Annotated in this window: 23 protein-coding genes and 3 pseudogenes; 10 read left to right on the top strand and 16 right to left on the bottom strand. The window is 73.0% G+C overall.

What is annotated here, in order from left to right; all coding sequences use genetic code 11:
* Positions 1-8: 8 nt before the first annotated feature.
* Positions 9-507, bottom strand: a pseudogene (locus POF43_RS05875) (IS110 family transposase); the annotation flags it as partial.
* Positions 485-1,260, bottom strand: a pseudogene (locus tag POF43_RS05870) (transposase). The pseudogenes POF43_RS05875 and POF43_RS05870, both read right to left, overlap by 23 nt.
* A 742-nt stretch (positions 1,261-2,002) precedes the next feature.
* Here POF43_RS05870 and POF43_RS05865 point away from each other — a divergent pair.
* Positions 2,003-2,245 (top strand): annotated as a pseudogene (locus POF43_RS05865) (LmrA/YxaF family transcription factor); the annotation flags it as partial.
* Between the two features lie 426 nt (positions 2,246-2,671).
* On the opposite strand, the gene POF43_RS05860 reads toward POF43_RS05865, so the two are convergent.
* The gene (locus POF43_RS05860; RefSeq protein WP_271322475.1) at positions 2,672-2,989 is read right to left on the bottom strand and encodes a peroxiredoxin family protein; all 318 of its coding nucleotides are present in this window, start codon (positions 2,987-2,989) and stop codon (positions 2,672-2,674) included.
* A gap of 618 nt (positions 2,990-3,607) precedes the next feature.
* On the opposite strand from POF43_RS05860, the gene POF43_RS05855 reads away from it, so the two are divergent.
* Entirely contained in the window at positions 3,608-4,030 is a 423-nt protein-coding gene (locus tag POF43_RS05855) for a DUF5959 family protein (protein WP_271326076.1), read from the top strand.
* A gap of 364 nt (positions 4,031-4,394) precedes the next feature.
* On the opposite strand, the gene POF43_RS05850 is transcribed toward POF43_RS05855, so the two are convergent.
* Positions 4,395-4,652, bottom strand: a complete 258-nt coding sequence (locus POF43_RS05850) for a hypothetical protein (RefSeq protein WP_271326044.1) — start codon at positions 4,650-4,652, stop codon at positions 4,395-4,397.
* A 303-nt stretch (positions 4,653-4,955) separates the two neighbouring features.
* Between POF43_RS05850 and POF43_RS05845 the strand changes: the two genes are divergently transcribed.
* Both POF43_RS05845 and POF43_RS05840 read left to right on the top strand, forming a co-directional pair.
* A complete protein-coding gene (locus tag POF43_RS05845) occupies positions 4,956-5,330 on the top strand; it encodes a MerR family transcriptional regulator (protein WP_271326045.1) in 375 nt (124 codons plus the stop codon).
* Between the two features lie 336 nt (positions 5,331-5,666).
* A complete protein-coding gene (locus POF43_RS05840) occupies positions 5,667-6,110 on the top strand; it encodes a lamin tail domain-containing protein (RefSeq protein ID WP_271317949.1) in 444 nt (147 codons plus the stop codon).
* A gap of 104 nt (positions 6,111-6,214) precedes the next feature.
* Here the strand turns inward: POF43_RS05840 and POF43_RS05835 are convergent, their stop codons facing one another.
* Together POF43_RS05835 and POF43_RS05830 are read right to left on the bottom strand one after the other, a co-directional pair.
* Positions 6,215-7,087, bottom strand: a complete 873-nt coding sequence (locus POF43_RS05835; protein WP_271325428.1) for a hypothetical protein — start codon at positions 7,085-7,087, stop codon at positions 6,215-6,217.
* A gap of 213 nt (positions 7,088-7,300) precedes the next feature.
* The gene (locus POF43_RS05830; RefSeq protein WP_372515856.1) at positions 7,301-8,641 is read right to left on the bottom strand and encodes a ThuA domain-containing protein; all 1,341 of its coding nucleotides are present in this window, start codon (positions 8,639-8,641) and stop codon (positions 7,301-7,303) included.
* Positions 8,642-9,184: 543 nt separating this feature from the next.
* On the opposite strand from POF43_RS05830, the gene POF43_RS05825 reads away from it, so the two are divergent.
* Together POF43_RS05825 and POF43_RS05820 are read left to right on the top strand one after the other, a co-directional pair.
* The gene (locus tag POF43_RS05825) at positions 9,185-10,018 is read left to right on the top strand and encodes an aldo/keto reductase (RefSeq protein ID WP_271318349.1); all 834 of its coding nucleotides are present in this window, start codon (positions 9,185-9,187) and stop codon (positions 10,016-10,018) included.
* A 408-nt stretch (positions 10,019-10,426) separates the two neighbouring features.
* Complete coding sequence (locus POF43_RS05820) at positions 10,427-11,239, top strand: thioesterase family protein (RefSeq protein ID WP_271325744.1); 813 nt, start codon at positions 10,427-10,429, stop codon at positions 11,237-11,239.
* A gap of 72 nt (positions 11,240-11,311) precedes the next feature.
* Here the strand turns inward: POF43_RS05820 and dmpG are convergent, their stop codons facing one another.
* Genes dmpG through POF43_RS05785 form a run of 7 tightly spaced genes read right to left on the bottom strand, consistent with a single transcriptional unit; the run spans position 11,312 to position 17,165 of the window.
* Positions 11,312-12,331, bottom strand: a complete 1,020-nt coding sequence (gene dmpG / locus POF43_RS05815; RefSeq protein WP_271316650.1) for a 4-hydroxy-2-oxovalerate aldolase — start codon at positions 12,329-12,331, stop codon at positions 11,312-11,314.
* On the bottom strand, positions 12,328-13,257 hold the full coding sequence (locus POF43_RS05810) for an acetaldehyde dehydrogenase (acetylating) (RefSeq protein ID WP_271316649.1): 930 nt from the start codon (positions 13,255-13,257) through the stop codon (positions 12,328-12,330). The genes dmpG and POF43_RS05810 overlap by 4 nt, the downstream gene beginning before the upstream one ends.
* Before the next feature lie 34 nt (positions 13,258-13,291).
* A complete protein-coding gene (locus POF43_RS05805; RefSeq protein ID WP_271324643.1) occupies positions 13,292-14,095 on the bottom strand; it encodes a 2-keto-4-pentenoate hydratase in 804 nt (267 codons plus the stop codon).
* A gap of 1 nt (position 14,096) precedes the next feature.
* Entirely contained in the window at positions 14,097-15,032 is a 936-nt protein-coding gene (locus POF43_RS05800) for a DODA-type extradiol aromatic ring-opening family dioxygenase (protein WP_271324644.1), read from the bottom strand.
* Positions 15,029-15,910 carry an alpha/beta fold hydrolase gene (locus POF43_RS05795; protein WP_271316646.1) on the bottom strand — a complete coding sequence of 294 codons (882 nt, stop codon included), beginning with the start codon at positions 15,908-15,910 and terminating at the stop codon, positions 15,029-15,031. Before POF43_RS05795 ends, POF43_RS05800 begins: the two co-directional genes overlap by 4 nt.
* Complete coding sequence (locus POF43_RS05790) at positions 15,907-16,410, bottom strand: cupin domain-containing protein (RefSeq protein ID WP_271316645.1); 504 nt, start codon at positions 16,408-16,410, stop codon at positions 15,907-15,909. Before POF43_RS05790 ends, POF43_RS05795 begins: the two co-directional genes overlap by 4 nt.
* Entirely contained in the window at positions 16,410-17,165 is a 756-nt protein-coding gene (locus POF43_RS05785) for an SDR family oxidoreductase (RefSeq protein ID WP_271324645.1), read from the bottom strand. The genes POF43_RS05790 and POF43_RS05785 overlap by 1 nt, the downstream gene beginning before the upstream one ends.
* Positions 17,166-17,319: 154 nt before the next feature.
* Here POF43_RS05785 and POF43_RS05780 point away from each other — a divergent pair, with 154 nt between their 5' ends.
* The 3 genes from POF43_RS05780 (at position 17,320) to POF43_RS05770 (ending at position 20,438) form a co-directional block, all read left to right on the top strand.
* A complete protein-coding gene (locus POF43_RS05780; protein ID WP_271324646.1) occupies positions 17,320-18,087 on the top strand; it encodes an IclR family transcriptional regulator in 768 nt (255 codons plus the stop codon).
* Between the two features lie 318 nt (positions 18,088-18,405).
* A complete protein-coding gene (locus tag POF43_RS05775; RefSeq protein ID WP_271324963.1) occupies positions 18,406-18,870 on the top strand; it encodes a cupin domain-containing protein in 465 nt (154 codons plus the stop codon).
* Between the two features lie 2 nt (positions 18,871-18,872).
* Positions 18,873-20,438 carry a flavin-containing monooxygenase gene (locus POF43_RS05770; RefSeq protein ID WP_271324962.1) on the top strand — a complete coding sequence of 522 codons (1,566 nt, stop codon included), beginning with the start codon at positions 18,873-18,875 and terminating at the stop codon, positions 20,436-20,438.
* A gap of 257 nt (positions 20,439-20,695) precedes the next feature.
* Here the strand turns inward: POF43_RS05770 and POF43_RS34770 are convergent, their stop codons facing one another.
* The 3 genes from POF43_RS34770 to POF43_RS05755 all read right to left on the bottom strand — a co-directional run bounded on the left by POF43_RS34770 (position 20,696) and on the right by POF43_RS05755 (position 25,400).
* On the bottom strand, positions 20,696-23,590 hold the full coding sequence (locus tag POF43_RS34770) for a helix-turn-helix transcriptional regulator (RefSeq protein ID WP_282704446.1): 2,895 nt from the start codon (positions 23,588-23,590) through the stop codon (positions 20,696-20,698).
* 437 nt (positions 23,591-24,027) lie between these two features.
* A complete protein-coding gene (locus tag POF43_RS05760) occupies positions 24,028-24,813 on the bottom strand; it encodes a leucyl/phenylalanyl-tRNA--protein transferase (protein WP_271313296.1) in 786 nt (261 codons plus the stop codon).
* 425 nt (positions 24,814-25,238) lie between these two features.
* Positions 25,239-25,400, bottom strand: coding sequence for a hypothetical protein (locus tag POF43_RS05755; protein WP_271313297.1), 162 nt, complete (start codon positions 25,398-25,400; stop codon positions 25,239-25,241).
* 380 nt (positions 25,401-25,780) lie between these two features.
* Between POF43_RS05755 and POF43_RS05750 the strand changes: the two genes are divergently transcribed.
* Complete coding sequence (locus POF43_RS05750) at positions 25,781-26,776, top strand: LuxR C-terminal-related transcriptional regulator (protein WP_271322602.1); 996 nt, start codon at positions 25,781-25,783, stop codon at positions 26,774-26,776.
* Positions 26,777-26,854: the final 78 nt, after the last annotated feature.

Here is a 26,854-nt window from a genome sequence, read left to right as displayed (position 1 = left end):
CAGCCGGACCGCTCCAGCAGGGCCAGGCGGGCCGGGTGGACGAGCCGTGGTTCCAGCACGCGTTCGAGGCTCGGATGGATCCGGGCAAGGAGGCCAGGCGGCGATGGCCTCGGCTTCGAGGTTGACCGTACGCAGGACATGGGGGCATGACGCGGGCGGCGTCCGCAATGACGAACGCGTCACGAGCGTCGGACTTGGCCTCGCCGGGGCAGAGATCAGCGTCCGGCGCATCGTCAGTCCGGGCAGATGGGCAACGGGCAACCCAGATCCCGGGCCACTGCCAGCGGTAGGGCGCCGATCGAAGGGGACTGATCGACGACCACGAGCACGGTGCCGTGTTTGGCCTTCAGCTTGCCGAGCACCTCGCGGAGTATGGGCTCGTCGCCGGGCAGCCGCTTGTCGAACGCCTTCTTCCCAGCCGGGAGGACGATGACGACGTGGTGTTCGCCCTTGCCGACCGTTCAGGCCGAAAAGGACACCGATGTCACCGGTGCCGAACACGTGCATCCCTGCTGCTGCGTAACCGAGTGGTCTGTCCGAGGAGAGCAAGGTTGTGCATCCGTGCGACACCGAGCATGGCGTGGTGGACTCCATCACCTTTGAGACGGCAGCCGCGGAGGACCTGCCAGGTCTTCGTCCGAGCGAAGACATGCTCGACGCGAATGCAAACCTGCTCATGGGACTTGTTGTGGGCCTGCTTCCGGTCGGACAGTTCCTCGCCCTTGCGGCGCTGGTGGGACATTACGTGTCCGGCGCCCGGATAGTCGCCGTCAGCGATCGTCACGGTCGTGCCGACGACGGCCTTCTCTCTGGACTCCTCCCACGTTCTGCGTTCGTTTCGATTGCCGGGCAAAGGCTGGCCGACCGCCGCCACCAGGCGGCTGTCAGTGTCGATGACAACTTGGGGATTGGTGGAGTAGCGGTAGTTCTTCGACTGCTCGACGACAGCGTGATCGCGGGTGGGCACCAGGGTGCCGTCCACGATCAACGCGGCGTCCTTCGTGAACCGCTTGCGGGGCTGAAGTGCGAGCATCGGCCCGAGGTGGTCGATGATCCGGTCCACCGCTGACTTGGAAATCCTGAACAACGGCGCCAGTTGGCGCACGGTCAGGTTCGTGCGCCAGCAGGCCGCGACCAGCAGTGCCCAGTCCTTCAGGGGCAGGCTCCACGGCCGCCCCCTGCCGGCCCCCGTCCGCCTCCTCGCGCCGCAGAACCGTCACCTGTACTGCCGAAGCTGGCTGCACGAGGCGACAAGCACATCGTCCAGCTCTGGACACCGCAGATCAAAGCACTCGCCGACCAATACAGGGCCGCGACGATCGACGACGGCCAAGCACCCGGCCAATTCCACAAACAGCCTGGCCCCGGCCTGTGTAGGTGGCGGCGACATCCCCGCATCCACACCAAAAACGTCGGGCGATCGCTTCACTCGGCCTGTGCTGTCGGCACCGCCCAGGACACGGCATGACCCTCCACGCAACGGCTGCTACAGCGGGGGGCTGCCCCATTTCACACCTATCCGCATCCGACTGAACCCACTTCGAAGACGTACGCCGCCCGCAGGATCAGCGAGGGAAAAACCGCCCGTGCTGAGCCTCCGTGCCTGGACCGAGCCGTCTGACGCGATATGCCGCTTGGCAATACAGTCAGAAGAGGCGCTGCCGTTCTCCAAAACCGTTGACTGGTCGTTGATTGCGACAACGACTTGACGTCATCACATCGTTGACGTCAACAACAACCAGTCAACGAATTCACGAACCGGCATCGCCGCCTCTGCCCGACACGCCGCGATCGCCGTCACTCACCTGGTCCGTTGACGGTTCGGCGGCAGTCGCGAGGCACTGTCGCTTCGTCGGACGGACGATATTCTTGTAACGAATACTCCAAAATCGGTGCCGTGACGACATACGAGCAGATGAGGCCGTCACCGCCGCCCCACGCCTGACGCGCAAGGGTCGGGCGACACGGGACCGGATCGCGGCCGCCGCGGCAGGCCACCGGAGGCTGTCCCATCAGCTCGCTGGGCAGTGAGCCGGCCGAGGTCGATGCGTCGGCGCGTGAGGACGTGGCGGCCGGGTTCGCCCTGTGGGAGAAGTCCATCCGCGATGGTCTGCACGCCATGCGCGACCGGGGCGTACTGCGCTGCGAGGCCGACCCCGACCGCCTCGGCCTGGCGCTGCTCACCGCACTACAGGGCGGGCTACTGCTGCGCACGTGTGGCCGCAGTTCGACTGAAGCCGCCTGAACTCGGCTGCCATGCAGTGGGGCCACATCCGCCTGATCGATGAAACGACGAGGAACACGCGCTCGGCCCTGGCGTACAACATCTGGCAAGCGGCGATCGGGGAGGAACTGCTCAGCTCGCGGCCTGGCGTTCCGCAGCGAGGTGACGTCATCATCGGCGAGCTCCCTCGACTGCGCAGTCAGCTCTGACGGCTCCGGCCACCCACCAGTCAGCGGCCGACGGGCTGGAGGCCACGCAATCATTATGACCGCGCGTTCGTGACCTTGGGCGATGTGAGCGAGTTGGAGAGCGGGGGTGTCCGTGGGCGGGGCAGCCGCACCGGAGTCTGGGCCTTATAGCTGTAGGGCGAGGCCGTTGTCGTCGTGGTCCACGTGAGCCGTGGTCAGGCAGCCGATCTTGACCGGGTCTGCGCGTGAAGCCGGATTATCAGTCAGGCAACTCGGTCGGCACTGACGAAGCCGTCGTCGCGAGCCGCTTGACGTACTGGATCATGCCGATGACGTCGTCGGGGACGAGCCGGCCGATGGCGCCGCTGGAGTAGACGCTGACTAGCACCTGGCCCTCGGGGCCGAGGACGAAGCCGGTGGACTCCAGGTGGGCGGGGTCGTCGTGGGCGAACGCACCGGTGACCGCGCCGACCTGGTGAGCGTCGGCGCTGTGGCCGACCGGGAAAGTCAGGCCGTGCTTCTCGACCACTTGTCGCGTGGTCGCCTGGTCGTCCACCGACAGGGCGACGACCTTCACACCTTCCTGCGTCAGTCGTTCCTATGCGCGCTGGAGCGCCCCGAGTTGAGCGATGCAGTAGGGGTACCATGCGTGCCATCTTTTGGAGTGCCAACACCAGAATCCCGCATCCGCGTTCCGGAAACCGCCCTCACGTGACGACCTCATGGGGAACCTGCCGAACCGGGACCCCGCTGGGCCCCGCCGCCACCCCACACCCCCGCCGTCGAACCGGAACCGCGCTGAGAACCGAACCGGGAACCCCGCGCGGGGGCGCCGTCGGCCGCTCTCGTGCCAGGCGGAGCCAGGACCACACCGGCAACCAAACCGGGAGCCTGTCCCCGCACCGGCGCAGGGTTGCCGAACCGGGACCCCATCCCACGCCCCCGCGCGGACCCCTGCCCTGACGTCAACCGTTCATCCCCGTGAGCTCCCCTTACCGGCGTTGGCGGCCGCTGGGCCGAAGTCAAGGCCGGCGCCCCGCCGTTCGTTCCCCCGGTTCGTCAGGAACCCCGTAACGGCCCCGGAGCCCACTGTCGGCCCTGGCGGCCGGGGCGCCGGTGCCGGCGGTTAGGGTCTCGGGGAGATCAACCGAGCGGTGGGGGTAAGGCCATGGCGTCCGAGAGGCCGACAGATTCGATGGACCTGATCCGTCTGGAGGGTGCGGGCGGCAGCGTGATCGTGCGGATCGCCGGGAAGCAGTCCGCCGACCGGGCGTCCGGCGCCGACGGGCTGGTCGGGGAGATCCTCGTCGACACCGCGTTCGTACGGGGAAGCATCGCGGCTGAGGTCTTCCCGGACGACCTGACGGAGTGGCAGGAAGCGCTGGACGCGCTCGACTGCGGGGAGGACATCGGGTGGCGTGAGGGGAAGCGCCCGACGGAGCTGCTCATCGGGCTCGACGAGGACGGCGAGCGGGCCCACGTCACGGTCACGGACCGCTCGGCGTCGCCGACGAGCGTGACGATCACGGTCGACCTGCCCGACACCTGGTTCGACGACGCCTACCACCGCCTGGAACTCGTCCAGCAAGCCTGGCCCCTGGACGACGCACGCGGCTGACCACTCCCCCGGCGGCGATTCCACGAACACCTTCCGCACCCGCGCCCCTCCGCTCCCCCGCCACCCTTCCCCACCCCTCCATCCGCCCGAATCAACGCGCCGCGGTGACCTTCGACGTCCGCCGGGTGGTCCGACTGCTCGACGCGGGCCTGAGCACGTTCGCCGCCCGGTCGCACGGACGCCGGAGGACCGGCCCAACTGACGGCGGCAAGGCGAGCGTTGAGCCAGAGCGGGACGGCGATCGGGGGCACGGACGGCGCCGTGCCGGGGCCACGGGCCCGCCCCGCCACCGCGCCGTGCCGGGCCTCCGGGACACCCGCCCCCGCCCCCGGACCGCGCCACCGTCGAACCCGGGCGGGGCGCGTCAGGGGGTGTCGCCGCGCCAGTCCCAGTGTGCGGGGTCGCCAGGGCGAGGACCGTACATCGTGTGGCCGCCGGGGCCGTGACGCCCTATCTCGGTGGACAGGATCGCGGTTTCGCGCAACCGTTCGCCGGTCCAGCCCGTGACGTTCAGCAGCAGGCCGTCCAGCGGGCCGGCGACCAGGTCGACGTAGTCGCAGCCCGGCTCCGGTCCTGGGTCGTCGTGGTCGGCTCCGTAGACCCGGCGCGTGAGTTCGTCCATACGGACAGCTTCCCAGCCACCTCTGACAACGCCGCCGGCCACGGCCGTCCGGTCCCGGCGGGCGACGGATCGCGGCAGCTGCCGCTCGGCCGGCGTGCCTGTCGCCTCGTCAGCGGGTCGCGGACCGATCAGTGCGCAAGCGGGTCGTGGACCGATCGGTGCGCTCCGGCGCGAACGCGCGTCAGTGGTGGCCGGTGAGTTCACCGCTGAGTCTGCCGTGGAGGGCGGCGCCGGGGATCGCGCGGGTGCGGCCCCACCACGGAAGGGCGAAGGACCGTGACCACGGCCGAGGACGGCAAGCACATGCAGATCGGCGAGGTCGCCGCGCGGACCGAGTTGTCCCTGCGCACCATCAGGCACTACGAGGAGACCGGGCTGGTCATCCCGTCCGCCCGCTCGCAGGGGGGCTGCCGCCTCGACACCCGCGCCGACGTCGCCCGCCTGATGGTCACCCGCCGCATGAAGCCGCTCGGCTTCACCCCGGAGGAGACGCGCGCGCTGCTGGAGGCCACCGACCGGCTGGACGGCGGTGCACCGGTCCCCACCGGCGAACGGGACGAACACCTCCAGCGGATCGGCGGTTTCGAGGAAGCCGCGCGGCAGCGCGTGGCCGACCTGCGCGAACAACTCCCGCGCGCGGAGGAATTCGCGGCGACGCTCCGCGAGCGCCTGCCCTGAGCCCCCCGGTCCCATCAGGGCGGAACCCGGCGCCGTCCAGGCACCTCACCGTCCCGCTCCGCCACCGCCCCGCCCCGCCCCGCCCCGCCAAGGCACGGCACGGCACCCCACGCGACAGGGCAGCGGTCAAGGGCGCACACCGACCGCCGAGGACCGCGACTTCGCGCCGGGGCGCCCGCGCCGGCGATCGTCGCGTGTCGTGATTATCCGCATTAGGCAACAAAAGTCGCTTTGGACGCAAACCTACCGGTTCTCGGAGCACAGTGATCCCACCGGCAACCGCCGGTCCGCGTCACCGGCACCGCACCGGGTGCCCGCACCACGAACGAGGTCCACATGTTCCGTACGACCCGCCTGGCCGCCGCCGCTCTCGCCGCTCTCACGATCACCGGCGCCGCCGCCGTCCCGGCCGGTGCCGCCGGCCACCGCCCGGTCTCACGCCCGCAGGTGGTCATCAGCCAGGTCCAGTACAACGCCCCGGGCCGGGGTGACCGGGCCCTGGACAACGAATGGGTGACCGTCACCAACAACGGACGCGGGCGGGTCGATCTGAGCCGCTGGACGTTGTCGGACAGCGCGCGGCACACCTACCGGTTCGGCCATGTCGTCCTGGGCGCCCGCCAGTCGGTCCGCGTCCACACCGGCACCGGCCGCAACACCACGCGCGACCTCTACCAGGACTCCCGCGGCAGCATCTGGGACGCCCACGACACCGCGATCCTGCGCGACGCGGCCGGCCACGTCGTCGCCAGCAAGAGCTGGGGCACCCGCCACCGGTGATGCGCGGGTCCCGCTGATCCGACGCGTGTGCCCCGCCGACCCCTGGAATCCACCCGGGGGCCGGCGGGGTTCACGCCTGGGCGGAAGACCGTCCGGGCGGAGCGCTACGACTGGAGCGTCTCGCCCTGGAAGAGGCCGCAGAGGCTGTCGGCGTAGGTCGAGGTGACGTACCAGCCGGTGGGCAGCGTCGAGTCGCCGCAGGCGTGGATGCCGTTGTAGGGGAGGTTGTACTTCAGCCCCTGGTCCAGGCCGCAGCCGTTGGAGGTGGTCCAGTTCTCGGTGATCACGTAGCCGGCCGGGTTCGGGCCCTGGCCGCAGGCGACGATGCCGTCGTACGCCGGGTCGAGCGTCTCCAGGCCGTAACCGGCGCAGGCGGAGCCGCTGCTGACGGCCGTGACAACCCAGTCGGTCCACACCGCCGTGTTGGCGCAGGCCACGATGCCCGCGTACTGCTGGGTGAGGGTCATCGCCTGGCCGTCGCACGGTGCGTAGTTCCCGGACGTGATCGCGGTGAGCACGTAGGGCGACGGGAAGGTGGAGCCCAGGCAGGCCTGGATCCCGTTGTAGGGCTGGTTGATGGTGTCGGTGGCGTACTCGCCGGCGCACTGCGGCTGCGCGACGACGCTGGAACCGGTGATGACCCAGCCGGCCGGGATCTCGGCCGCGCCGACGGCACAGGCGTGGGCGCCGTTCGTCGGGAGCGCGATCGTGTACTGGAGGAACCCCTGGCAGGGGCTGGACAGGCCGGTGGTGGCCGCCGCGGTCACGATGTAGCCGGCCGGGAACGGCTGGTTGGCGCACACGGTCGTCAACGCCGGGGCCACGGAGTGCGCTACGGCCGGGACCGCGGTGTGGGGAACGGCCGGGACCGCCGCCTGCGCCGCGGTGGCGCCGGGGACGGCGAACGCGAGGAAGGCCAGCGCGGCGACGGTCGCCATTTGGAACGATCTTCGTAACAGCATGCGTACGGTACCCACGGACATTCTCCTTCGTAGGACGGATTCACGGGACGGATTCACGGGACGGGTTCACGGGACGGGTTCACGGGACGAACGCGCCGGCGAACGACGCGCCGGACGGACTCCCGGGACGAACTCACGGAACGGACGCGCCGGACGGGCCCCGCAGGACGGACGCGTTCGCCGCGGGCCCGCTGTCGCCGGTGCGGACAGCGGGCCGGGCGGGACGGTTCAGGCGGCGGGCTGGAGGCGGAAGGACTGGAGGGTGCTGCCGTCGCAGGTGGCCTGGACCAGCTGGACGCTGTCGGCGGTGGAGTCGCTCGCGGCGCTCAGGCACTTGCCGCTGTTGCGGTTGACGAAGTGGTACGTCCAGCTGTTCTCGGCGACCGGCTTCCACTGCTGGTTGGTGCCGTCGGAGTAGTCCCACAGCTGGATGGGGGCGCCGTCGGCGGTGGAGACGTCGGTGACGTCGAGGACCTCGGAGCTGTCGGCGCGGTCGTTGACGCGCACGTAGCCGTCGCTGGTGGGCTGGAGCTGGAACTGCTGCGCGTCGGTGCCGTTGCAGGTGTACTGCTGGACCGCCGTGCCGTTGGCGGTGGCGGCCGAACGGGCGTCGGCGCACTTGAGGCTGGCGGCGCTGGACAGGCTGTACCAGGCGCTGGAGGAGTACGCGGGCATGGGGGCGGGCGCGGCGGAGTCCCCGCCGAGCGACAGCAGTTCCTGGAGGACGAGCTGGTCCTGCTGGGCGCTGCCGAAGGTCAGCGACAAGGTGGTGTTGTCGGTGTAGTCCATCGCGTTGTGCCCGAAGTTGGCGTACATCATCCGGTAGTTCTTGTTGGTCCACACGATGGGGTAGTAACCGCTGTACCAGGTCTGGTCGGGGTCGGTGCCGACCGGGAAGCTGGACGGGTCGATGGACGCGAGGATGTCGATGTCCGGGTTCTTGCGCAGGTCGTTGGCCCAGCTGTACCACTCGCTGACCGACGAGCCGATGGTGGCGGGCAGGCCGGCGGTGGCCGGGGTCGAGGGGTCCTCGACCTTGAGCGTGACGCTCGTGGGGCCCCAGCTGTTGGAGACGAACGCGCCGGTGCCCAGGAAGGTGTTGTGGTACCACGACCAGGTCGACGGGTCGGTGTTGAAGGCGGAGACGTGGAAGCCCATCCAGCCGCCGCCGTTGTCCATGTACTGCTGGAACGCGGTCTGTTCGGCCGACGTCTGCGGGAGGTCGTCGAGGAACATGACGACCTGGTACTGCGACAGGGTGGAGGCGTTGACCTTCGACCAGTCGTCGGTGGCGGTCCACGAGAAGTTGTTCGCCGCCGCGACCTGCGGGAACCACTGCTTGGCCTCGTTGTCGAAGCTGGCGTGGGCGGCGTCGTTCTCGTCGCTGTCGTAGAACGCGAGCACTTTGAACGCCGGGGTCGCGGCGGGACGCGCCGCGGGGTGCGGGGCGGCGCCGGCCGCGTCGGCCGAGCCGCCGGCCAGTCCCAGGAGCAGGGCGCCGGCCGCGAGGATCGCTGCGGCGGCGCGTCTGCCACGGCGTCCGGCGGGAGTGGTGCGGGGCACGTCCAAGGCGGTTCCCTTCCTCGACGGGTTCGCACGTTCGCCGCGGGCGGGGGGTGCGGCCGGGCACGGCGCGCGGCGACAGGCCGCCGCGCCGGCCCGGCCCACCGCACCCGACAACGGACGCACCAAGGTATAGACCTTTCGCGACGGTAAAGAGGTTGCCGTGCTCACGTCAAGACCGCGTCGCGCGGACGCGTTCCGCCGGACAGAGCCGGGACGAACGGCACGGCTCACCCGGCGCACCCTGCGCCCCGCCGGGCCCACCCCGGCACCACCACCCAGGCCACCCCCACCCCGGCCCCCTCACCCGGGCCACCCCACGCCATCACCCCGACCCCGGCACCCTCACCCGAGCAACCCCCGCCCCGGCACCCCCGCCCAAGCAACCCCCACCGCACGACCCCGCGCGAACCCGCACCGTGCGTGACCGGCGGCATCTCGGGTACCCGGGGGGAAAGGCAGACCCGGGCCGCCCGGGGGCCGGGCGAGCCACCGCGAACCGGCCCGGGACAACGCGGCCCGCGAGGGCGCAACCGGAGAGGAATCCGCATGACCTCCGTCCCCGACATCACGCTGAACAACGGCGTCACCATCCCGCAGCTCGGTTTCGGGGTCTTCCAGATCCCGCCGGAGGAGACCAAGGACGCGGTCCTGAAGGCCCTGGAGACCGGGTACCGGCACATCGACACCGCCGAGATGTACGGCAACGAGAAAGAGGTCGGCGAGGGGATCCGCGCCAGCGGCCTGGACCGCGGGGACGTCTTCGTCACCAGCAAGCTGAACAACGGGTACCACGCCCACGACGACGCGCTCCGCGCCTTCGACGGGACCCTGGAGGCCCTCGGGTTCGACCACGTCGACCTGTTCCTCATCCACTGGCCGCTGCCCGGCGTCGGCGACTTCACCGAGACCTGGGCCGCGATGGAGAAGATCTACGCCTCCGGCAAGGCCCGCTCGGTCGGCGTGTCGAACTTCCAGCCCCACCATCTCAACCGGCTCATCGAGTCCGGCACGGTGGTCCCGGCCGTCAACCAGATCGAGGTGCACCCCTACCTCACGCAGGACGACGTGCGGGCGGCCGACGCCGAGCACGGCATCGCCACCGAGGCGTGGTCGCCGATCGCGCAGGGCCTGGTGCTCGACGACCCGGAGATCGTCCGGATCGCCGATGCGCTCAAGCGCACCGCGGCGCAGGTGGTGCTGCGCTGGCACGTCCAGCGCGGCGACATCGTCTTCCCGAAGTCCGTCAACCCGGAGCGCATGGCGGAGAACTTCCGCCTGTTCGACTTCGAGCTGACCACCGAGGACATGGCCGCGATCACCGCGCTCAACCGCGACCACCGCACCGGCCCGGACCCCGACGCGTTCAACCACGTACCGTGACGGTCGCCGTTCGCCGATGAGGGCGGTTGCCGGTGAGGACGGCTCCCGTGTGACGGCGGTTGCCGGTGAGGACGCTTGCCCGGTGAGGGCGGCTCGCGCGGCGGGCGCGTCCCGCGGGTCGGCCCGCGACGCTCGTCCGGCGAGGCACCGGCGCCCCGGCGGGCCCCCGCCCGGGCATCCCGGTGCGGTGGGCACGTTCGCCGGGGGCGACACCCGGACGCCGGTTCCCCTCCGCAGCCGTCCGGCCCCTTCGACCGTCATCCGCCGGAGGCCACCAGCGACGCGGACCGGCGGGTAGATTCCGGTGGGGCGTGATCGATTCGACGCCACCGCCGGCGGGACCGCGGTTGCGGGCCGGCGCCGTCTTCGTGGGAGGACCGGTATGACCAGGTGCGTGGGAGGACGGGCGTGACGAGCACGGCGGACGGGGCGCCGCAGCTGCCCGAGGGCTTCTACGTCAGGCGGTCGCAGGACGTCTACGGTTCGACGTCGGCGGTCCAGGGGCCGTGGGATCCGGGCAGCCAGCACGGCGGACCGCCGTCGGCGCTGCTGGCGTCGGCCATCGAGGAGCGGACGGGCCGGCCGGGACTGCGGATCGTGCGGGTGTCGGTCGACTTCCTCGGGCCGATCCCGGTGGGTGAACTGAGCGTGGCCGTCCGGGTCCTGCGCCCGGGCAGGCGCGTTCAGCTCGCGGAGGCCGAACTGGCGCACGACGGCAAGGTGGTGGCCGTCGCGCGGGCCTGGCAGCACGCGGTCGACGCGGCGCCGGACGCCGCCGCCGGGACCCCGGACGGCGCCGCGCCCCCGCTGCCGGCGCCGGTGCCGGACGGCGGGGCCATGATGAGCGCCTTCGGCTACGGCCGGGCCATCGAGTGGCGGACGACCGCGGGTTCGGCGGACGAGCCGGGCCCCGGCGCGGTCTGGGCCCGGCCCCGCGTGCCGCTGATCGCCGGGACCGCCATGACCGGGCTGCAACGCGCCCTGGTCGTCGCGGACTCCGCCAACGGGATCAGCCTCTCCCTCCCGCTGGACCGCTTCCTGTCGATGCCGACGTCCCTCAACGTGGGCTTCCTGCGGCACCCGGCCGGCCCTTGGGTCCACATGGACGCCCGGACCGACTTCTCCGGCGACGGGGTCGGCCTCACCCGCGCCGAACTCGCCGACGACAGCGGGCTGTTGGCCGTCGTCAGCCAGCCGCTGCTGATCGCGGCCCGCGGCTGAGGCGCCGGCGCACGGGCCGCGCCGGCCGGTTCGCCGCTCCGGTGGCCAGGACGACGTTCCCACCCCCGCCGGCTACCCGGTGGCCCGCCCCGCCGCCAGGTCCAGGGCGATGTCGGTGAGCATGTCCTCCTGGCCGCCGACCAGGCCGCGGCGGCCCGCCTCGCGCAGCAGGGTGCGCGCGTCGACCCCGAACTGGCCGGCGGCGGTCTCGGCGTGCCGCAGGAAGCTGGAGTAGACGCCGGCGAAGCCGATGGTGAGGGTCTCGCGGTCCACCCGCACCGGGCGGTCCTGGAGCGGGCGGACCAGGTCGTCGGCGGCGTCCTGGAGGGCGAGGATGTCGCAGCCGTGCTGCCAGCCCTCCAGCGTGGCGACGGCGGCGAACGCCTCGACGGGGCAGTTGCCGGCGCCGGCGCCGTGCCCGGCCAGTGAGGCGTCCACCCGGATCGCGCCCTCCTCCACCGCGGCGAGGGAGTTGGCCACCGACAGCGACAGGTTCTCGTGGGCGTGGACGCCGACCTCGGTGCCGGGGTCGAGGACGTCGCGGTAGGCGCGGACCCGTTCGCGCACCCCGTTGACCGTCAGGCGTCCCGCCGAGTCGGTGACGTAGACGCAGTGGGCGCCGTAGGACTCCATCAGGGCGGCCTGGCGGGCGAGTTCGGCGGGGGCGGCGAGGTGGCTCATCATGAGGAAGCCGCTGACGTCCAGGCCCATCTCCCGCGCGGTGGCGATGTGCTGGGCGGCGACGTCGGCCTCGGTGCAGTGGGTGGCCACGCGTACCGAGCGCACGCCGAGCGCGAAGGCCTGCCGCAGGTCCCGTAGCGTGCCGATGCCCGGCAGCAGCAGGGTGGTCAGCCGGGCCCGGGTCAGGCTCGCCGCGACGGCCTCGATCCACTCCTGGTCGCGGTGGCTGCCCGGTCCGTAGGTGAGGCTGGCGCCGGCCAGGCCGTCGCCGTGGGCGACCTCGACGGCGTCGACGCCCGCCGCGTCCAGGGCGGCGGCGATCCGGGCGGCGCGGTCCGGCTCGATGCGGTGGCGCATGGCGTGCATGCCGTCGCGCAGGGTGACGTCCTGGACGAAGATCCGCCGGTTCATGCCGCCACCTGCGCGCCGCGGGCCGCGATGCGTTCGGCGACGCGCAGGGCGGCCGACGTCATGATGTCGAGGTTTCCGGCGTAGGCGGGCAGGTACTGCGCGGCGCCCTCGACCTCCAGGAAGACCCCGACCCGGTGGGTCACCCGGGCGTCGCCGGCCAGGGTGGTGACGTCCTGGTCCAGCGCGGTGATCTGCACCGGCTGCTTGAGCCGGTAGCCGGGGACGTAGGCGGCGACCTCGGCGACCATCCGCTCGACGGCGGCGGTGATCAGGTCGTGGTCGGGGTCGGCGACCAGGCACAGCACCGTGTCGCGCATGACGAGCGGCGGTTCGGCCGGGTTGAGGACGATGACCGCCTTGCCGCGGGCCGCGCCGCCGACCGACTCGATGGCGGCGGCGGTGGTCTCGGTGAACTCGTCGATGTTGGCCCGGGTCCCGGGTCCGGCGGACTTCGAGGCGATGGACGCGACGATCTCCGCGTACGGCACCGCGGTCACGCCGCGGATCGCGGCGACCACCGGGATGGTCGCCTGGCCGCCGCAGGTGACCATGTTGACGTCGGGCGCGTCCAGGTGCTGTTCGAGGTTGACCGCCGGGACGACGAACGGGCCGAGCGCGGCCGGGGTGAGGTCCACCATCCGTACCCCGTGCGGCGCCAGGAGCCGGGCGTTGGCCCGGTGGGCGGCGGCGGAGGTGGCGTCGAAGACGATCCGGACGTCCTCGAAGCCGGGCAGGGCGAGCAGGCCGCGGGCGCCGTCTGCGGTGGTCGGCACGCCGAGGCGGCGGGCCCGGGCCAGGCCCTCCGAGGCCGGGTCGATGCCCGCCATCGCCGCCATCTCGACGTGTTCGCCCCAGCGCATGACCTTGAGCATCAGGTCGGTGCCGATGTTGCCGGAGCCGATGACGGCGACCTTGGTCCGGCTCATGAGGTGCCTCCCGTGGAGCGCTTGGTCCTGCTGCTCATGGCGTGCCTCCCGTGAAGCGTGCGGCGACGTCGCCGACGCCGGTGATCTCCGCCCGGAAGCGGTCGCCGGGCGCCACCGGCACGACCGGGCCGAGCGCCCCGGACAGCACGGTCTCGCCGGCCCGCAGCGGCGCGCCGAGGTCGCGGGCGGTGGCCGCCAGCCAGGCGACGGCGACCAGCGGGTCGGTCAGGCAGGCGGCGCCGGTGCCGGTGGAGACGATCTCCTCGCCGCGCCACAGGGTCATGGCGCAGCCCGGCAGGTCGAGCCCTTCGAGGGTGCGCCGCCGGTCGCCGAGCACGAACAGCCCGGCGGAGGCGTTGTCGGCGACGGTGTCGACGATGCCAATGTCCCAGTCGGCGATCCGGCTGTCGACGATCTCCAGGGCGGCGACGACATGGGCGGTGGCGGCGGCCACGTCGGCCGGGCCGGTGCCGGGGCCGTCGAGGTCGCGGGAGAGCACGAAGGCGATCTCCGCCTCGATCCTGGGCTGGAGGGTGCGGCCGATGTCGACCGGCTGGTCGCCGGGGCAGGCCATGTCGTCCAGCAGGACACCGAAGTCGGGCTGGTCGACGCCGAGTTGGGCCTGTACGGCCGGATTGGTCAGGCCGATCTTGCGGCCGGTGACCCGGGCGCCGGCGGCGGTACGGGCAGCGGTCCAGGCGGACTGGACGGCGTAGGCCGCCCGCAGGTCGCCCGGCGGCAGCAGGTCGCGCACCGGGGGGCAGGGCCGGTGGCCGGCGCGGGCGGCGGTGAGCCGGCGCAGCGCCTCGGCGGCGCCGGTGGTCAGGGGGGTCGTCATGTCAGCGCACCTCGAAGGTCGTGCCGATGCCCATGCCGGTGATCCATTCGGGGGTGGGTTCGTAGCAGGTCCAGGCGAGCGGGCGGGCGGCGGCGGCCTGGCCGATGAGCCAGGTGCGGATCTCGTGGCCGCCGCTGCCGGCCCGTTTCTCCAGTTCGGCGTCGCCGAGGGCGGCGACGGGCGCCGGGTCGGCGGCGGCGAGCCGGTCGAGGAACCAGGTGTCCCAGGCGGCGTTGACCCGGGCGGTGGGGTCGCCGCCCATGGCGCGCACCCGGGGTTCGCGGGCGGCGGCGACGGCCCGTACGTCCTTGCGGCCGTGGATGACCGACGCGCGGCGTTCGCCCGGCAGCCGGGGGTCGCGCGGGTCGTTGGACGGCAGCCAGTGCGACAGGCCACCGCTGGCGACGACCAGGACGCGGCCGGGGTAGGCGGAGGCGCGCAGGGCGGCGCCGAGGGCCCGGCCCAGGTGCAGGCAGCGTTCCAGGCCGGGCAGCGGCGGGGCGGCGGTGTTGACGACGAGGGGGACCATCGGCGGTCCGTCGGCGCCGCACAGCATCTCGTAGCTCTGCGCGATGCCGTGGTCGACGGTGAGGGCGTAGGAGAGCGACAGGTCGAATCCGGCGGCGCTGACCCCGTCGTGGAGGGACCAGGCCAGTTCGGCGGCGACCGGCAGGACACCGGCGTGGCTGCCGAAGTCGCCGAACCCGGTGGCCTCTTCGACGCCGAGGACGAACGGCGGCATGGCGTCGTAGAAGTTGGCGTGGAAGTGGTCGGGGCCGATGACCACGACGGCGTCCGGTGCCAGCCGCCGCACGGCCCGGGCCACCCGCGCGGCGCCGGCCAGGAAGGCGCCGCCGGGCCGGGTGGGGCCGTCGGGGGGCAGCAGGGTGGCGAACGGCGAGTGGGAGATGCCGACGAACCCGAGGATCTCGCTCACGCCGGGTCCTTTCCGTTCAGCAGGAAGTCCCGGTGGGCGCGCAGGAACGCGCCGGGTTTCTCCCACTGGGGCCAGTGCCCGGCGTCGGGGATGACGTGCAGCCGGGCGTCGGGCAGCCACTCCAGCAGCATCGCGGCCTCGTCCAGCCCGCCGGTGGGGTCGTGTTCGGTCCACAGCAGCAAGGTGGGCGCGGTGACGGCGCCGACCCAGGCGGGGTCCCAGGCGAAGTCCTTGCGGATCTCGGGGTCCTGGAGGACGAGGGTGTTGGTGATGGCCCGCAGGAAGCCGGGGCGGCTGTAGACGGCGCGCCGCAGGGTGACGAGTTCGTCGGTGACCATCTCCTTGTGGTGGAAGAGGAACTCCACCCGGGCGCGGACGGTCGGGTCGCTGGGGTCGCGGACCGCCGCCATGGTGCTGTCGCGCATGCGGGCCATCACCTCGGGCTTGTTGGCGATGTTCCCCGGGGTGTTGAGGACCATCCGCCGGACGCGTTCGGGGTGGTGGGCGGCGGCCCAGGCGGCGACCCAGCCGCCCAGCGACTCGCCGGACAGGTGGGCGGCGCCGATGTCCAGCGCGTCCATGACGGCGAGCAGGTGGTCGGCGAGCACGTCGGTGGTGTAGGGGCGGTCGGGCAGTTCGGACCAGCCGTGGCCGACCATGTCGTAGGCGGTGACGCGGAAGTCGGCGGCGAGGCCGGCGATGTCGCGGGCGTAGGCCTCCAGGTGGCCGCCGGTGCCGTGCAGCAGCACCAGGTCGGGGCCGGAGCCGGCCCGCAGCACCCGAGTGCGGACGCCGGCGGCGTCGACGTGCAGCACCTGGTGGTCGACGTCGGCGAGTTCGCCCCAGATGCTGATGTGGTCGGGCAGCGGGGTGCTCACGCGTCTCCTTCCGGGAAGCGGGCGCGGGCTTCCTCCACGGTCGCCAGGCCGGCGCTCTGCCGGCGGCCGACGCCCAGCAGGTTCAGCAGCCGGGAGTTTTCGATGGTGAGGAACTCCACCGGCTCCTCGGCCGAGTCGTTGTAGTGCCGGTGCCAGGTCCACGGCGGGGTGTAGACGAAGTCGCCGGTGGACCACGGCTGCGTGTCGTCCTCGACCTCGCTGTGGCCGGTGCCGGAGATGACGTAGTGCACGGTCTCGTGGTGGTGGCGCTGCATGTCGGAGCTGAGGCCGGCCGGGATGGTCTGCCGGAAGATCTCGAACGACGTGGTGGGCAGCCGGCCGGCCACCGACAGCTTGGTCGGGTTGTGCACCTGGTCGGCGGGCAGCGGTTCGAGTTCGCCGGCGCGCACCACGATCGGGCGGGCGGCGCCCGGCCGCACGGTGTCCGAGATCGACGCGAGGAATCCGGCCAGGGTGAATCCGGTGTCGGGCTGGTCCATCAGATGGTCTCCGTTCTTCCGCCGTCGACCGTGAGCACGGTCCCGTTGACGTATGCCGCCTGGGGGGAGGCGAGGAAGGCGACGGCGGCGGCGACCTCCTCGGGCCGGCCCGCGCGGCCGGCCGGGACGGCCTCGGCGTCGCGCGCGTCGAGCAGGTCGTAGTCGGCGCCGGCGGTCCGGGCCCGGGCGGTGAGGATCTGCCGGCGCCGGTCGGTGTCGGTGGCGCCGGGGGCGACGCAGTTGACGGTGACCCCGGCCGCGGCGAACTCCCGCGACAGCAGCTTGGCGGCCGCGGTCACCGCGGAGCGCAGCACGACGGAGGCCGCCAGGTCGGGCTGCGGCTGGCGTACCGCGGTGGACGTGACGAGGACGACCCGGCCGAAGCCGCGGGCGGCCATGCCCGGCAGCGCCAGCCGGGCCAGCGCCAGCGGGCCCAGCAGCAGCAGGTCGAACGCCTGCCGCCACTGGTCGTCGGCCACCTCGAGGATGCCGCCGGGCGGCGGTCCGCCGGCGTTGAGCACCAGGACGTCGAGCGTGCCGTGCCGGCTCTCGAAGTCCGCCAGGAGCCGCCGGGCGGTGCCGGGGGCGGCGATGTCGTGGACCAGGTGGCCGACGTCGGCGCCGGTGGCGTCGCGCAGCCGGGCGGCGGCGGCGTCGAGCACGCCGGCGCGTCTGCCGGTGATGACGACGCGGTGGCCGGCGCGGGCCAGCAGTTCGGCGGCGGCGTGGCCGATGCCGGAACCTCCCCCGCCCACGAGTGCGTTGCGCGTACTGATGACGGCCTCCCGGCGTCCAGGTGCTGGGCGTGTCGTGCGGATCGGGCGGGTCCGCCGTGTTCGGGCGGACCGGCCCCGGGTCGCTGTCGGCGACGCGGTTTAGTCTCGTGGCCATGACTTCGCTGAGCCAACGATGAGTCCCGCCCAGCGGGACGACGGTTCCGTGGCGCCGGGCGGCCTGGAGCGCGCGGCGGCGATCCTGGGCGCCTTCGACGACACCCACCGCGAGCTGACGCTCGCCGCGCTGGTGGCCCGGTGCGGCATGCCGCGCTCGACGACGCACCGCACCGCGGACCGGATGATCCGGCTCGGCTGGCTGGACAAGCCGGCCGACCGGTACCGGATCGGCAACCGGCTGTTCGAGATCTCCGGCCTGGCGCCCATCCGGCACGAACTGCGCGAGTCGGTCCTGCCGTTCCTCCAGGACCTGCACGGCGCGACCCGCACGACGGTGCAACTGGGCGTGCTGAACGGCACGCAGGTGCTGATCGTGGAGAAGATCACCGGCCACCGTCCGATGCCGATGCTCAGCCAGGTCGGCGGGATGATCCCGGCGCACTGCTCGGGGCTGGGGCGGGCGATCCTGGCGTACTGCGGCGGCGAGACGGTGGACGCGGTCGTGGCGGCCGGCCTCACCGCGCGCACGCCGCGCACCCTGACGACCCGGGTGGCGCTGCTGCGCGAGCTGGCCGCGATCCCGCAGCGCGGCTGGGCGGTGGACCGTGAGGAGGGCAACATCGGCGTCAACTGCGTGGCCGCCCCGGTCTTCGGACCGCTGGGGGACGTGGTGGCGGCGCTGTCGGTCACCGGCCCCACCGGCGTCGTCCGCCCGGACCGCGTCGGCCCGGCCGTCCGGCTGGCCGCGGCGGCGGCGAGCCGGGCGTACTCCAGGCGGCGCTGAGCCCCGGAGTGTTGAAGGGGGCGGTGTTCCGGGGGCGTTGAGGGGGACGGCGTCGTGGACGGAGGCGTTGAAGGGGGAGGTCGTCGCCGCGGGGGCGTTGAGGGGGACGGTGTCCGCTCCGGTGCGCCGAGGGGGCGGGGTTCCGGTGGCGTTGAGCGAGAGGTCGTCGCCGACGGGGGAACTCCCGGCCCCGGCGGAGGCGTCGCGGCGGTGACATTTCCGTCCCGCTGAGCGGGACAGCCCTCTGGTCCGGGGTCGGGGCGCGGACCACACTGTGGGCTTCGGCACACAGTGGCAGCGGTCCTGGAGGAGACGACGATGACCCTCGGCGGTGGCTACATGCTCCCCTCGCGCGACGGGCACCCGATCGCGGCGATCGGGCTCGGCATCACGAAGAAGACCGACGGAGCCTCGACCCGGGAGGCGTACTCGCTGTTCGAGTACACGATCCCGCCGGAGACCGACGGGCCGCCGGCCCACCTGCACACCCGCGAGGACGAGTCGTTCATCTGCCTCGCCGGACGGCTGGACGTCCACCTCGGCGGACGGGACTTCGTCCTGGAGCACGGCGACTACCTGTTCCTGCCGCGCGACGTGGTCCACGCGTTCCGCAACCCCTACGGCGAGGAGTCGCGCGTGATCTCGGTGGTCTCGCCGGCCGGCCTGGAGAAGTACTACCAGGCGCTCGCGGACCTGCCGCCGGGGCCGAAGGACATCTCGGTGATGAAGAAGGTCATGGCGGAGTTCGGCATCGAGATGCAGCTGCCGCCGGAGGTGGGCTGACCGTGCGGATCGCGGTGATCGGCGCCGGGGTCGCGGGCCTGGCGACCGCCAAGGTGCTCACGCAGGCCGGGCACGACGTGGTGGTCCACGACCGGACCCCCGACGTCGGCGGGGTGTGGAGCCGCAGCCGGCGCTACCCGGGGGTGACGACGCAGAGCCCGAAGGACCAGTACGCGCTGTCGGACCACCCCATGCCGGCCGGCTTCCCCGAGTGGCCGGACGGCGAGCAGGTCCAGGCGTACTTCGCCGGCTACGCCACCGCGTTCGGCCTCGACGAGCGGCTGCGGCTGGGCACCGAGGTGACCGCGGCCCGCCCGGCCGGCGACGGGCGCTGGAGGCTGGAGACCACCGACGCCACCGGCGAGCGGGCCGGGCAGACGTACGACCGCCTGGTGGTGGCCAACGGCGTCTTCTGCGAACCGGCGGTGCCCGACTACCCCGGCCGGGCGCAGTTCACGGCGGCCGGCGGGCGGCTGTGCGCCGGCAGCGAGCTGACCGACGCGGCGCAGGCCCGCGGCCGGCACGTGCTCGTGGTGGGCTACGGCAAGTCGGCCTGCGACGTCACGGTGGCGGTCAGCGGGGTCGCCGCGAGCACCGACGTCATCGCCCGCCAGCTGCTGTGGAAGGTGCCGCGCAAGATCGCCGGGGTGGTCAACTTCAAGAACCTGCTGCTCACCCGGCTGGGTGAGTCGCTGTTCCGGTACGCGCGGCTGCGCGGGGTGGAGAAGTTCCTGCACGGCCCGGGCAACGGGCTGCGGCGGGCGCTGCTGAACTCGGTCGGTTCGGTGTCGGTGCGCCAGTTCGGGCTGAAGTCGCTGGGCCTGGTGCCGCGGGGCAGGCTGGAGCACATCATCACCACTGCCCTGGGCCTGGCCACCGAGGGGTTCTTCGAGGGCGTCGCCGACGGGTCCATCACCGTGCGGCGCGACCGGACCATCGCCCGGCTGTCCGCCCGCGACGGCCGGCCGTGCGCCGAACTGGACGACGGCACGGTGCTGCCGGCCGACCTCGTGGTCTGCGCGACCGGCTTCCGGCAGGGCGTGCCGTTCCTGGACGAGGACGTACAGCGTCAACTGACCGACGTGGACGGCAACTTCACGCTCTACCGGCAGGTCCTGCCGGTCGACGTGCCGGGCCTGTACTTCAACGGCTACAACTCCTCGCTGCTGAGCCCGCTGAGCGCGGAGATGGCGGCGGTGTGGATAGCGGCGCACCTGGCCGGCGCGATCGCGCTGCCGCCGCCCGGTGCGATGCGGCAGGCGGTCGCCGCGCACCTGGCGTTCATGGACGACGCCACCCGGCGGCACCACGGCCGCGGCACGAAGGTCATCCCGTTCTCCATGCACAACATCGACGAACTGCTCGACGACCTCGGCCTCAACATCCCGGCCCGGGTACGCGCCCTGCACTGGCTCAAGCCCATCGACCCGGCCGCCTACCGCGGGGTGACCCCGGCCCTGCTGGCCCGGCTGGCCGGTACGGCCCCGGCCGCCGGCGCGCCCGGCGGATCCCACCCGGCGGACGGCGGCACGGCACGGCCGATCGCGACGGCGGACCCGGTCGGCTGAGGCCGGCGGGGGCAGCCGGCGACGCCGGGGGCGGGGCTGGTGGTGGCGGGGGCGGCGGGGCTGGCGGGGGCTCGTGGGAGCCGGCGGCGCCGGGGACGGTCCACGGGCGACGTCCACCGGCCTTCCACCCGCACCTGATCGGCGCAGCCCGCCCCTCCGGTCCCCGCTCCCCCGGCCTCCGCTCTCCCGGCCTCCGGCCCCCGGCTCGGGGCCCGGTTCAGCAAGTCCAGGCCACGTCACGTCAGGCCGCGTCCCCGCTACAAGTACAACTGCGTGACCAGTTCCGACAGTTCGCGGCGGTCGGCGCTGTCGAGCTTGTTCAGCAGGCTGGCCACGTGCTTCTCCACCGTGCGCGGCGAGATGAACAGCAGCTTCGCGATCTCCGGGTTGGCGCGGCGTTCGCCCAGCAGGGTGAGGACCTCGAACTCGCGGGCGGTGACGCCCCGGGCGGCGAGCTGGGCCGGTACGGCGCCGATGCCGGCGCGGCGCTGCATGACGCGGACACCGGCCTTGCGCAGCAGCGCGCGGCAGGCGCCGGCGGTGGCGGCGACGTCCTGACCGTGGAAGTGCTGTTCCGCGGCCCGCAGCCAGTCGACCGGGTCGCCCCACCCGTCGGCGAGCGCGGCCTCGGCGACCAGGCGCAGGATCAGGTGGCGGGCCATGGGGAACGGCGCGGCGGCGGCGAGCGCCTCGGCCATCTTCGTACCGGCGGCGCGGGCCGCGTTCTCCCGGCCGAGCAGGACCGCCTCGGCGGCCAGCACGAACTGGAGGTTCCAGCGCAGTTGGGCGGCCGCCGCGGAGCCGGTCTCGGCGAGCAGTTCGCGGCCGGCCCGGCCGGCGAGTACTTCCAGCAGCACGCCGAGGCCGTAGCGGCCGGACTGGTAGTAGATGGTGGGGTGGGTGCGTTCCCATTCGCGGACCCGGGCCATCTCCGCCTCGGCGCCGGGCCGGTCCTCGCCGAGCAGGGCGCAGATCGCGCGGTGGCCGAAGACGACCGGCGCGTGGAAGGACTGCTCGGCGCCGCGCTGCCGGAACTCCGCCAGCAGCGTCCGCATCGCCTCGCGGCGCCCCTGGTGCGCCTGGGCGGCGATCTTGATGACCAGGCAGAACTGGGAGTCGCCCTCCTGGTGCATCCGGGTCGTGGACTCCAGCAGCTGGTCGGCGAGCGCCTCGGCCTGGTCGAACTCGCAGTACAGGACCTGCTGCATGGCGATGGTGGCGTCGGCCTGCATGCCGGCGGTGACGGCGCCGAGGGCGAGGGCGGCCTGCCGGGCGAGCAGGATCTGGGCCGGCTCACCGGTGCGCATCAGCTCGTTGGTCGCCAGCCGTATCTGGGCCCGCAACCGCCAGATGGGCAGGCCGTGTTCCTCGGCGGTGGTGAACATCCGGCGCAGGTGGACGTCGGCGTCGTCGAAGCTGTGCCGCCGGGCGAGCAGGGCGAGCATCTGGCGGCCCTGGCACGCGGTGGTGGGCAGCGGGATCTCCTCGGCGATCCGCACCGCGCGCAGCGCCAGTTCCTCGGCGCGGGCGGCCTGGTCGTCGCCCTGGCTGCCGCCGAGGGTGAGCAGGTGGGCCTCGACGACGTCGAGCGGTGCCAGGTGGGCCGGGGACATGGTGTCGGCCAGCAGGCCGCGGGCGAGGGCGACCTGCTCGGCGGCCTTGTCCCAGTGGCCGCCGACCACGCAGACCCAGGCCAGCCGGGTCAGCAGTTCCGCGCGGTGCTGCGGCGCGAGCAGCGTGGAGGTGTAGAGGTCGGCGCCGCGGCGCAGCGCCTGTTCGATGTCGCCGGCCTCGGTGAGCGCGTAGAGCAGCGACTCCAGCACCTCGGCCCGCTGGGCGGCGTGGGTGTGCGGCGGCAGCAGTTCGAGGGCGCGGTCCAGCAGGCGTTCGGCGGAGGCGGCGGCGCCGGCGCCCAGCGCGCGGCGGCCGGCCATCGCGTACAGCAGTCCGGCGGCCGGTTCGTCGCCGGCCGCCAGCCGCAGCCGGGCGGCCAACTGGCACAGTTCTCCGGGCAGTTCGGGGGACAGCGACTCCACCGCGCCGGCGGCGGCGGCGGCCAGTGCCTTGCGTTGCGAGGGCAGGACCCCGCTGGCGAGGGCGTCGGCGGTCCAGGTGTGGCAGAAGGTGCACCAGTCGGGCGAGCTGAACGACGGCTGTAACAGCTGTGCCTCGGTGCCGGCTCTGACCAGGGTGTGCAGCTCGTCGTCGGACAGGCCGGTGACCCGCTGAAGGACGTCGAGCGGGAAGTGCCGGCCGATGATGGCGGCGGCCTCCAGCGCGCGGTGCCAGCGGGGCCCGAGTCTGCGGGCGCGGTCGTTGACGCTGGAGGTGACGGTGGACGGCACGCTGCGCGGTACGCCCTCGACCATCCGCCAGCCGTCCGGGGTGCGGGCGAGCGCGCCGGAGTCGATACCGCCGCGCAGCAGTTCCTCGACGACGAAGGGGTTGCCGTCCGCGCTCTGCACGAGCCAGCGCAGGACGCCGTCCGGCAGTTCCGCGACGCCGACGCCCAGGCAGGCGGCGGTGAGCTCGCCGACCTCGGTGTCGTTCAGCGGTCCGATCTCCATCAGCTGCGCGACGCGGTTGCGGGCGCCGGACTGCGCCAGGCTGAGGGCGGGGGACGGCGCGGAGCGGATGCTGGCGAGCAGCAGCACCGGCTGGTCGGCGAGGTTGTCGACGAGGTATTCGACGATGCCCATCGTCTCGGCGTCGCAGTCGTGCAGGTCGCCCAGGCACATCAGGGCGCCGCGGCCGCGGCCGACGACGCTCAGCAGCCGGAGCACCGACTCGGCCAGCACGACCGGCGAGTCGTCGCCGGCGTAGGGGGCGGCGCGGTCGCGCCACTCGGGGATGAGCCGGCCGAGCGCGGGGCGGTAGGGGGCCAGGTCGGGGTCGTGCGGTACGGCGCCGGAGCGCACGATGGAGAACAGGGCCTCGGTCAGCGGGCGGTAGGGGACCGTGGCGCCGGCCTGGGTCGCGCGGCCGCGCAGGACGGCCATTCCGCTGTCGCCGGCGCGGGTGATGGACTCCCTCATCAGGCGGGACTTGCCCACCCCGGCATCGGCGACGATGAAGATCGCCCCACCTCGCCCGGACCGTGCCCCCGCCAGCGCTTCACGGAGGGCACCGAGCTCTTCAGAACGCCCGATCACAGTCGGTGAGGACACCTGCACCTCGTCAGACTACCCTGTTCGGCGCTGATCATGTACATGTCTTCGAGATCGCGTGGTATGGCCATCGATCGCGGAAGGCCCGTTCACCAATTCGGCGCCACGGAACGGGGATCGCTTCCACTTGCCCTATCGGACGGCAATGGATCGCCGCCCTGGTCAGGGGCTTCGCACCCGCGGGAATCGACCGCTCGCGCTACCGGGTGCGACCCGGGGGAAGTCACCGGCAGCCTCCCGGCAACGCTGCGGAATGTCCCGCCATTCCCGCGCCGGGTCCGGCAACCGGCCTTTCGCGGCAATTCGCGGTGTTTTCCGACACCCCCGTCAGCACGCCGGCGGAAGCCGCCACCACCCCGGGCCGGCCCGGCGCGAGCCGCGCGCCGCACCGGCCCCGGGCCTGCCGGACCGGCCGGCGCCGGTCAGGGGGCGGCCGCGCCGTGCGGCAGGGGCTGGACGGCCAGCACGCCGGCCCGCATCACCAGCGGCATGTCGATCGTCAGCAGCGCGTCGAGGTACTCCTCGCGGCTGACGGAGCGCACGTCGAGCCCGGCGGCGAAGTCGCGCGGCACCTGCAGGTCGATCAGCTCCGCCCGGCCGCGCAGCCGCCGGGCGAGGTCGGCGAAGGCCACCCGGATCGCGTGCGGGCCCAGGCCGAAGGCGGAGTCGACGCTGAAGACGTTGCCGATACCGGTGCCGAACAGGCCGGCGATGAGGCGTTCGCCGTGCCAGACCTCGATGCTGTGCGCCCAGCCGGCCTCGTGCAGGGTGATGAGCGAGGAGCGCAGGGGGCCGGTGATCCAGCCGGAGCCGCCCCGGTCGCGGCAGGCGTCGACCACACCGGCGAAGTCGTGGCCGCAGGTGACGATCCACCGGGGCCCGTCGCCGACGCTGTCGCGCAGGCAGCCGTCCGGCGGCTGCGCGCCGACCGCGATCACCGGGCGCCGGGCCGGACTCCACCAGGTCACCGCGGGGGCGTCGCCGCCGTCACCGCACGGGAAGGCGGTGATCCGCCCGTCGGCCAGGTAGCGGGTGTACGGATCGCGGGGGTTCCCGGCGGCGTGACCGCGGCAGCGCGGATAGGGGAACGCGCCGTGCCGGTGGGCCTCCAGCAGCCGGTGGGGTGCCGTCGAGCCGCCCACCGCGATGGGCAGTTCCCGTTCGGCCATCGACAGGTCGACCCGCTCCCACGACATGTCGGCGATCACCGCTGGGCCCCCGTGGCCGTTTCGCGGGAAGTGTGGATGCGCATGCCGTCCAACGTGCTGGTTCGGGCGCCCGGAGTCATGGGTGGTCCTGCCCCACTTTTTCGCGCCGGGCCCGGATGGGGGCCGCGGACGGGACGGATGGCGGGCGGTGAGCCGGGCGGACGGCGGTGGGCCGGCCCCGGTGTCGGTGCTGCCGCCGGGAACGGGCCGGCACACGGTACGGCGTGCCGGCCGGATGATCGGTCAGGGCCGGCGGCGGCGCCGCCGGTTCACGCGGCTCGCGCTCGCGGGGCGCCCGGGAGGGGGCGAACCGGTCCGGCGGGTACCGCGGCGCCGGTGCCGGACGCGTGGCCGGCCTCCCGCGGCGCGGAGGGGGTCACCCGGTGCCCGCGGGTCCGCCGCGGGTGCGCCCGGGTGGGCGGCGCTCAGCCGTTGCCGGTGCCGCCGTCGGCCCGCACGACGCAGGCACTGGCGTGGTGGTCGCAGGCCGCGGGGTGCGAGATCGCGGTCAGGCCGGTCAGGATCGCGACGGCCGGCAGCACGGTCATGACGGCGGTGCGCAGGGTTCTGTGGGTTCTGGTCTTCATCACTGATGTCCCCTCGTCGGCTGGTGACACCAGATTGGCGGCGGCCACGGTTCGTCACATGCGTGCCGCCCACCCATATTTCCCCCCGGACACCCATGCCAGGCCAGGAGCTGCGCCGCGACGGAAACACGGCGGGCGACGGCGGCCCGTCGGCACACGTAGAGCCGCTGGGCGGGTTCATCCACGAGGGCTGACAAACATGGGTACCCAGCACGTACACACGTTCTGGCCGGATCACGTTCACTGATGGCGGGCATTTCAAGCCGGTCCCGGTTTCGGACGGAGACGGCGCGGAGTGCGGAATCACGCGCCGTCCGACCGGTCCGACCGGTCGTCCTTTCCCCATGTGCTGTCCTCCGACACGACAGGAGCATAAGAAGGTGCCGACCACTCTTGAACTCGATTCCGTGGCGAAGAGCGTCTACCTGGCGATGGTTGCCCAGCCGCACGCCGACGTACGGAAGCTGGCCGAGCAGTTGGACGAGAGCGACGGGTCGGTGAACCGGGCGCTGGAGCAGCTGTCCGAGCTGTCACTGGTCGCGCCCGGTGACGCCGCCACCGGCTGGATGCCGGTGGAGCCCGAGGTCGGTCTGACCGCGATGCTGGCCCGCCAGCAGGCGGATCTGGCCAGGCGCCAGCTCCAGTTCGAGGACAGCCGCCTGGAGGTCGCCCGGCTGCTGGCCGCCCACGGCAGCCGCCCGCAGGGCCACGTGCCCGGCGTGGAGTGGCTGTCCGGCGAGAGCGCGGTGTGGAAGCGGGTGGCCGAACTGGCCGACGGCTGCGAGGAGGAGACGCTGTCGCTGGGCCCGACCGAGCGGCTGTCGCAGACCGTCATCGACGCCAGCCGGCCGGTGGACGAGTCGCTGCTGCTGCGCGGGATCCGCTCGCGCTCCATCCTGCTGGACAGCGCGCGCAGCGACCCGTCGGCCATGGACTACCTGCGGTGGAAGACGGAGTCGGTCGGCGGGGTGCGGACGCTGCCCTCGCTGCCGGTGTGGATGATCCTCATCGACCGCCGGCACGTCGTCGTGCCGGTCAGCAACTTCCGGTCCGTCATGGGCGGCCTGGTGTGCACCACCGAGTCGATCGTCAACGCGTTCGCCGAGCTGTTCGCCAAGCTGTGGAAGGAGGCGACGCCGCTGACCGATGCCCGTCCGCGCACCCACGGCCGGCTGTCGCTCCAGGAGCAGCACATCCTGCGGCTGTGGGCCAGGGGGCTGACCGACGCCTCGGCCGCCCGGCAGATGGACGTCTCGCTGCGCACGGTGCGGCGGCTGTCGGAGAAGCTGACCGAACGCTTCGGCGCGCACAGCCGGTTCCAGCTGGGGGCGATGGCGATCGCGCAGGGCAGCATCCTGGCCGACGACATGATCTGACGGCGGCGGCCCACCGGGACCGCGCACGGCGTGAGCCGGACCCCGAGGGGGTCCGGCTCACGCCGTTCGGTGCGGTGA

Origin of the sequence: Streptantibioticus silvisoli, assembly GCF_027947535.2 — a bacterium.
Classification (GTDB): domain Bacteria; phylum Actinomycetota; class Actinomycetes; order Streptomycetales; family Streptomycetaceae; genus Streptantibioticus_C; species Streptantibioticus_C silvisoli.
This window is presented reverse-complemented; position numbering and strand designations above follow the sequence as displayed.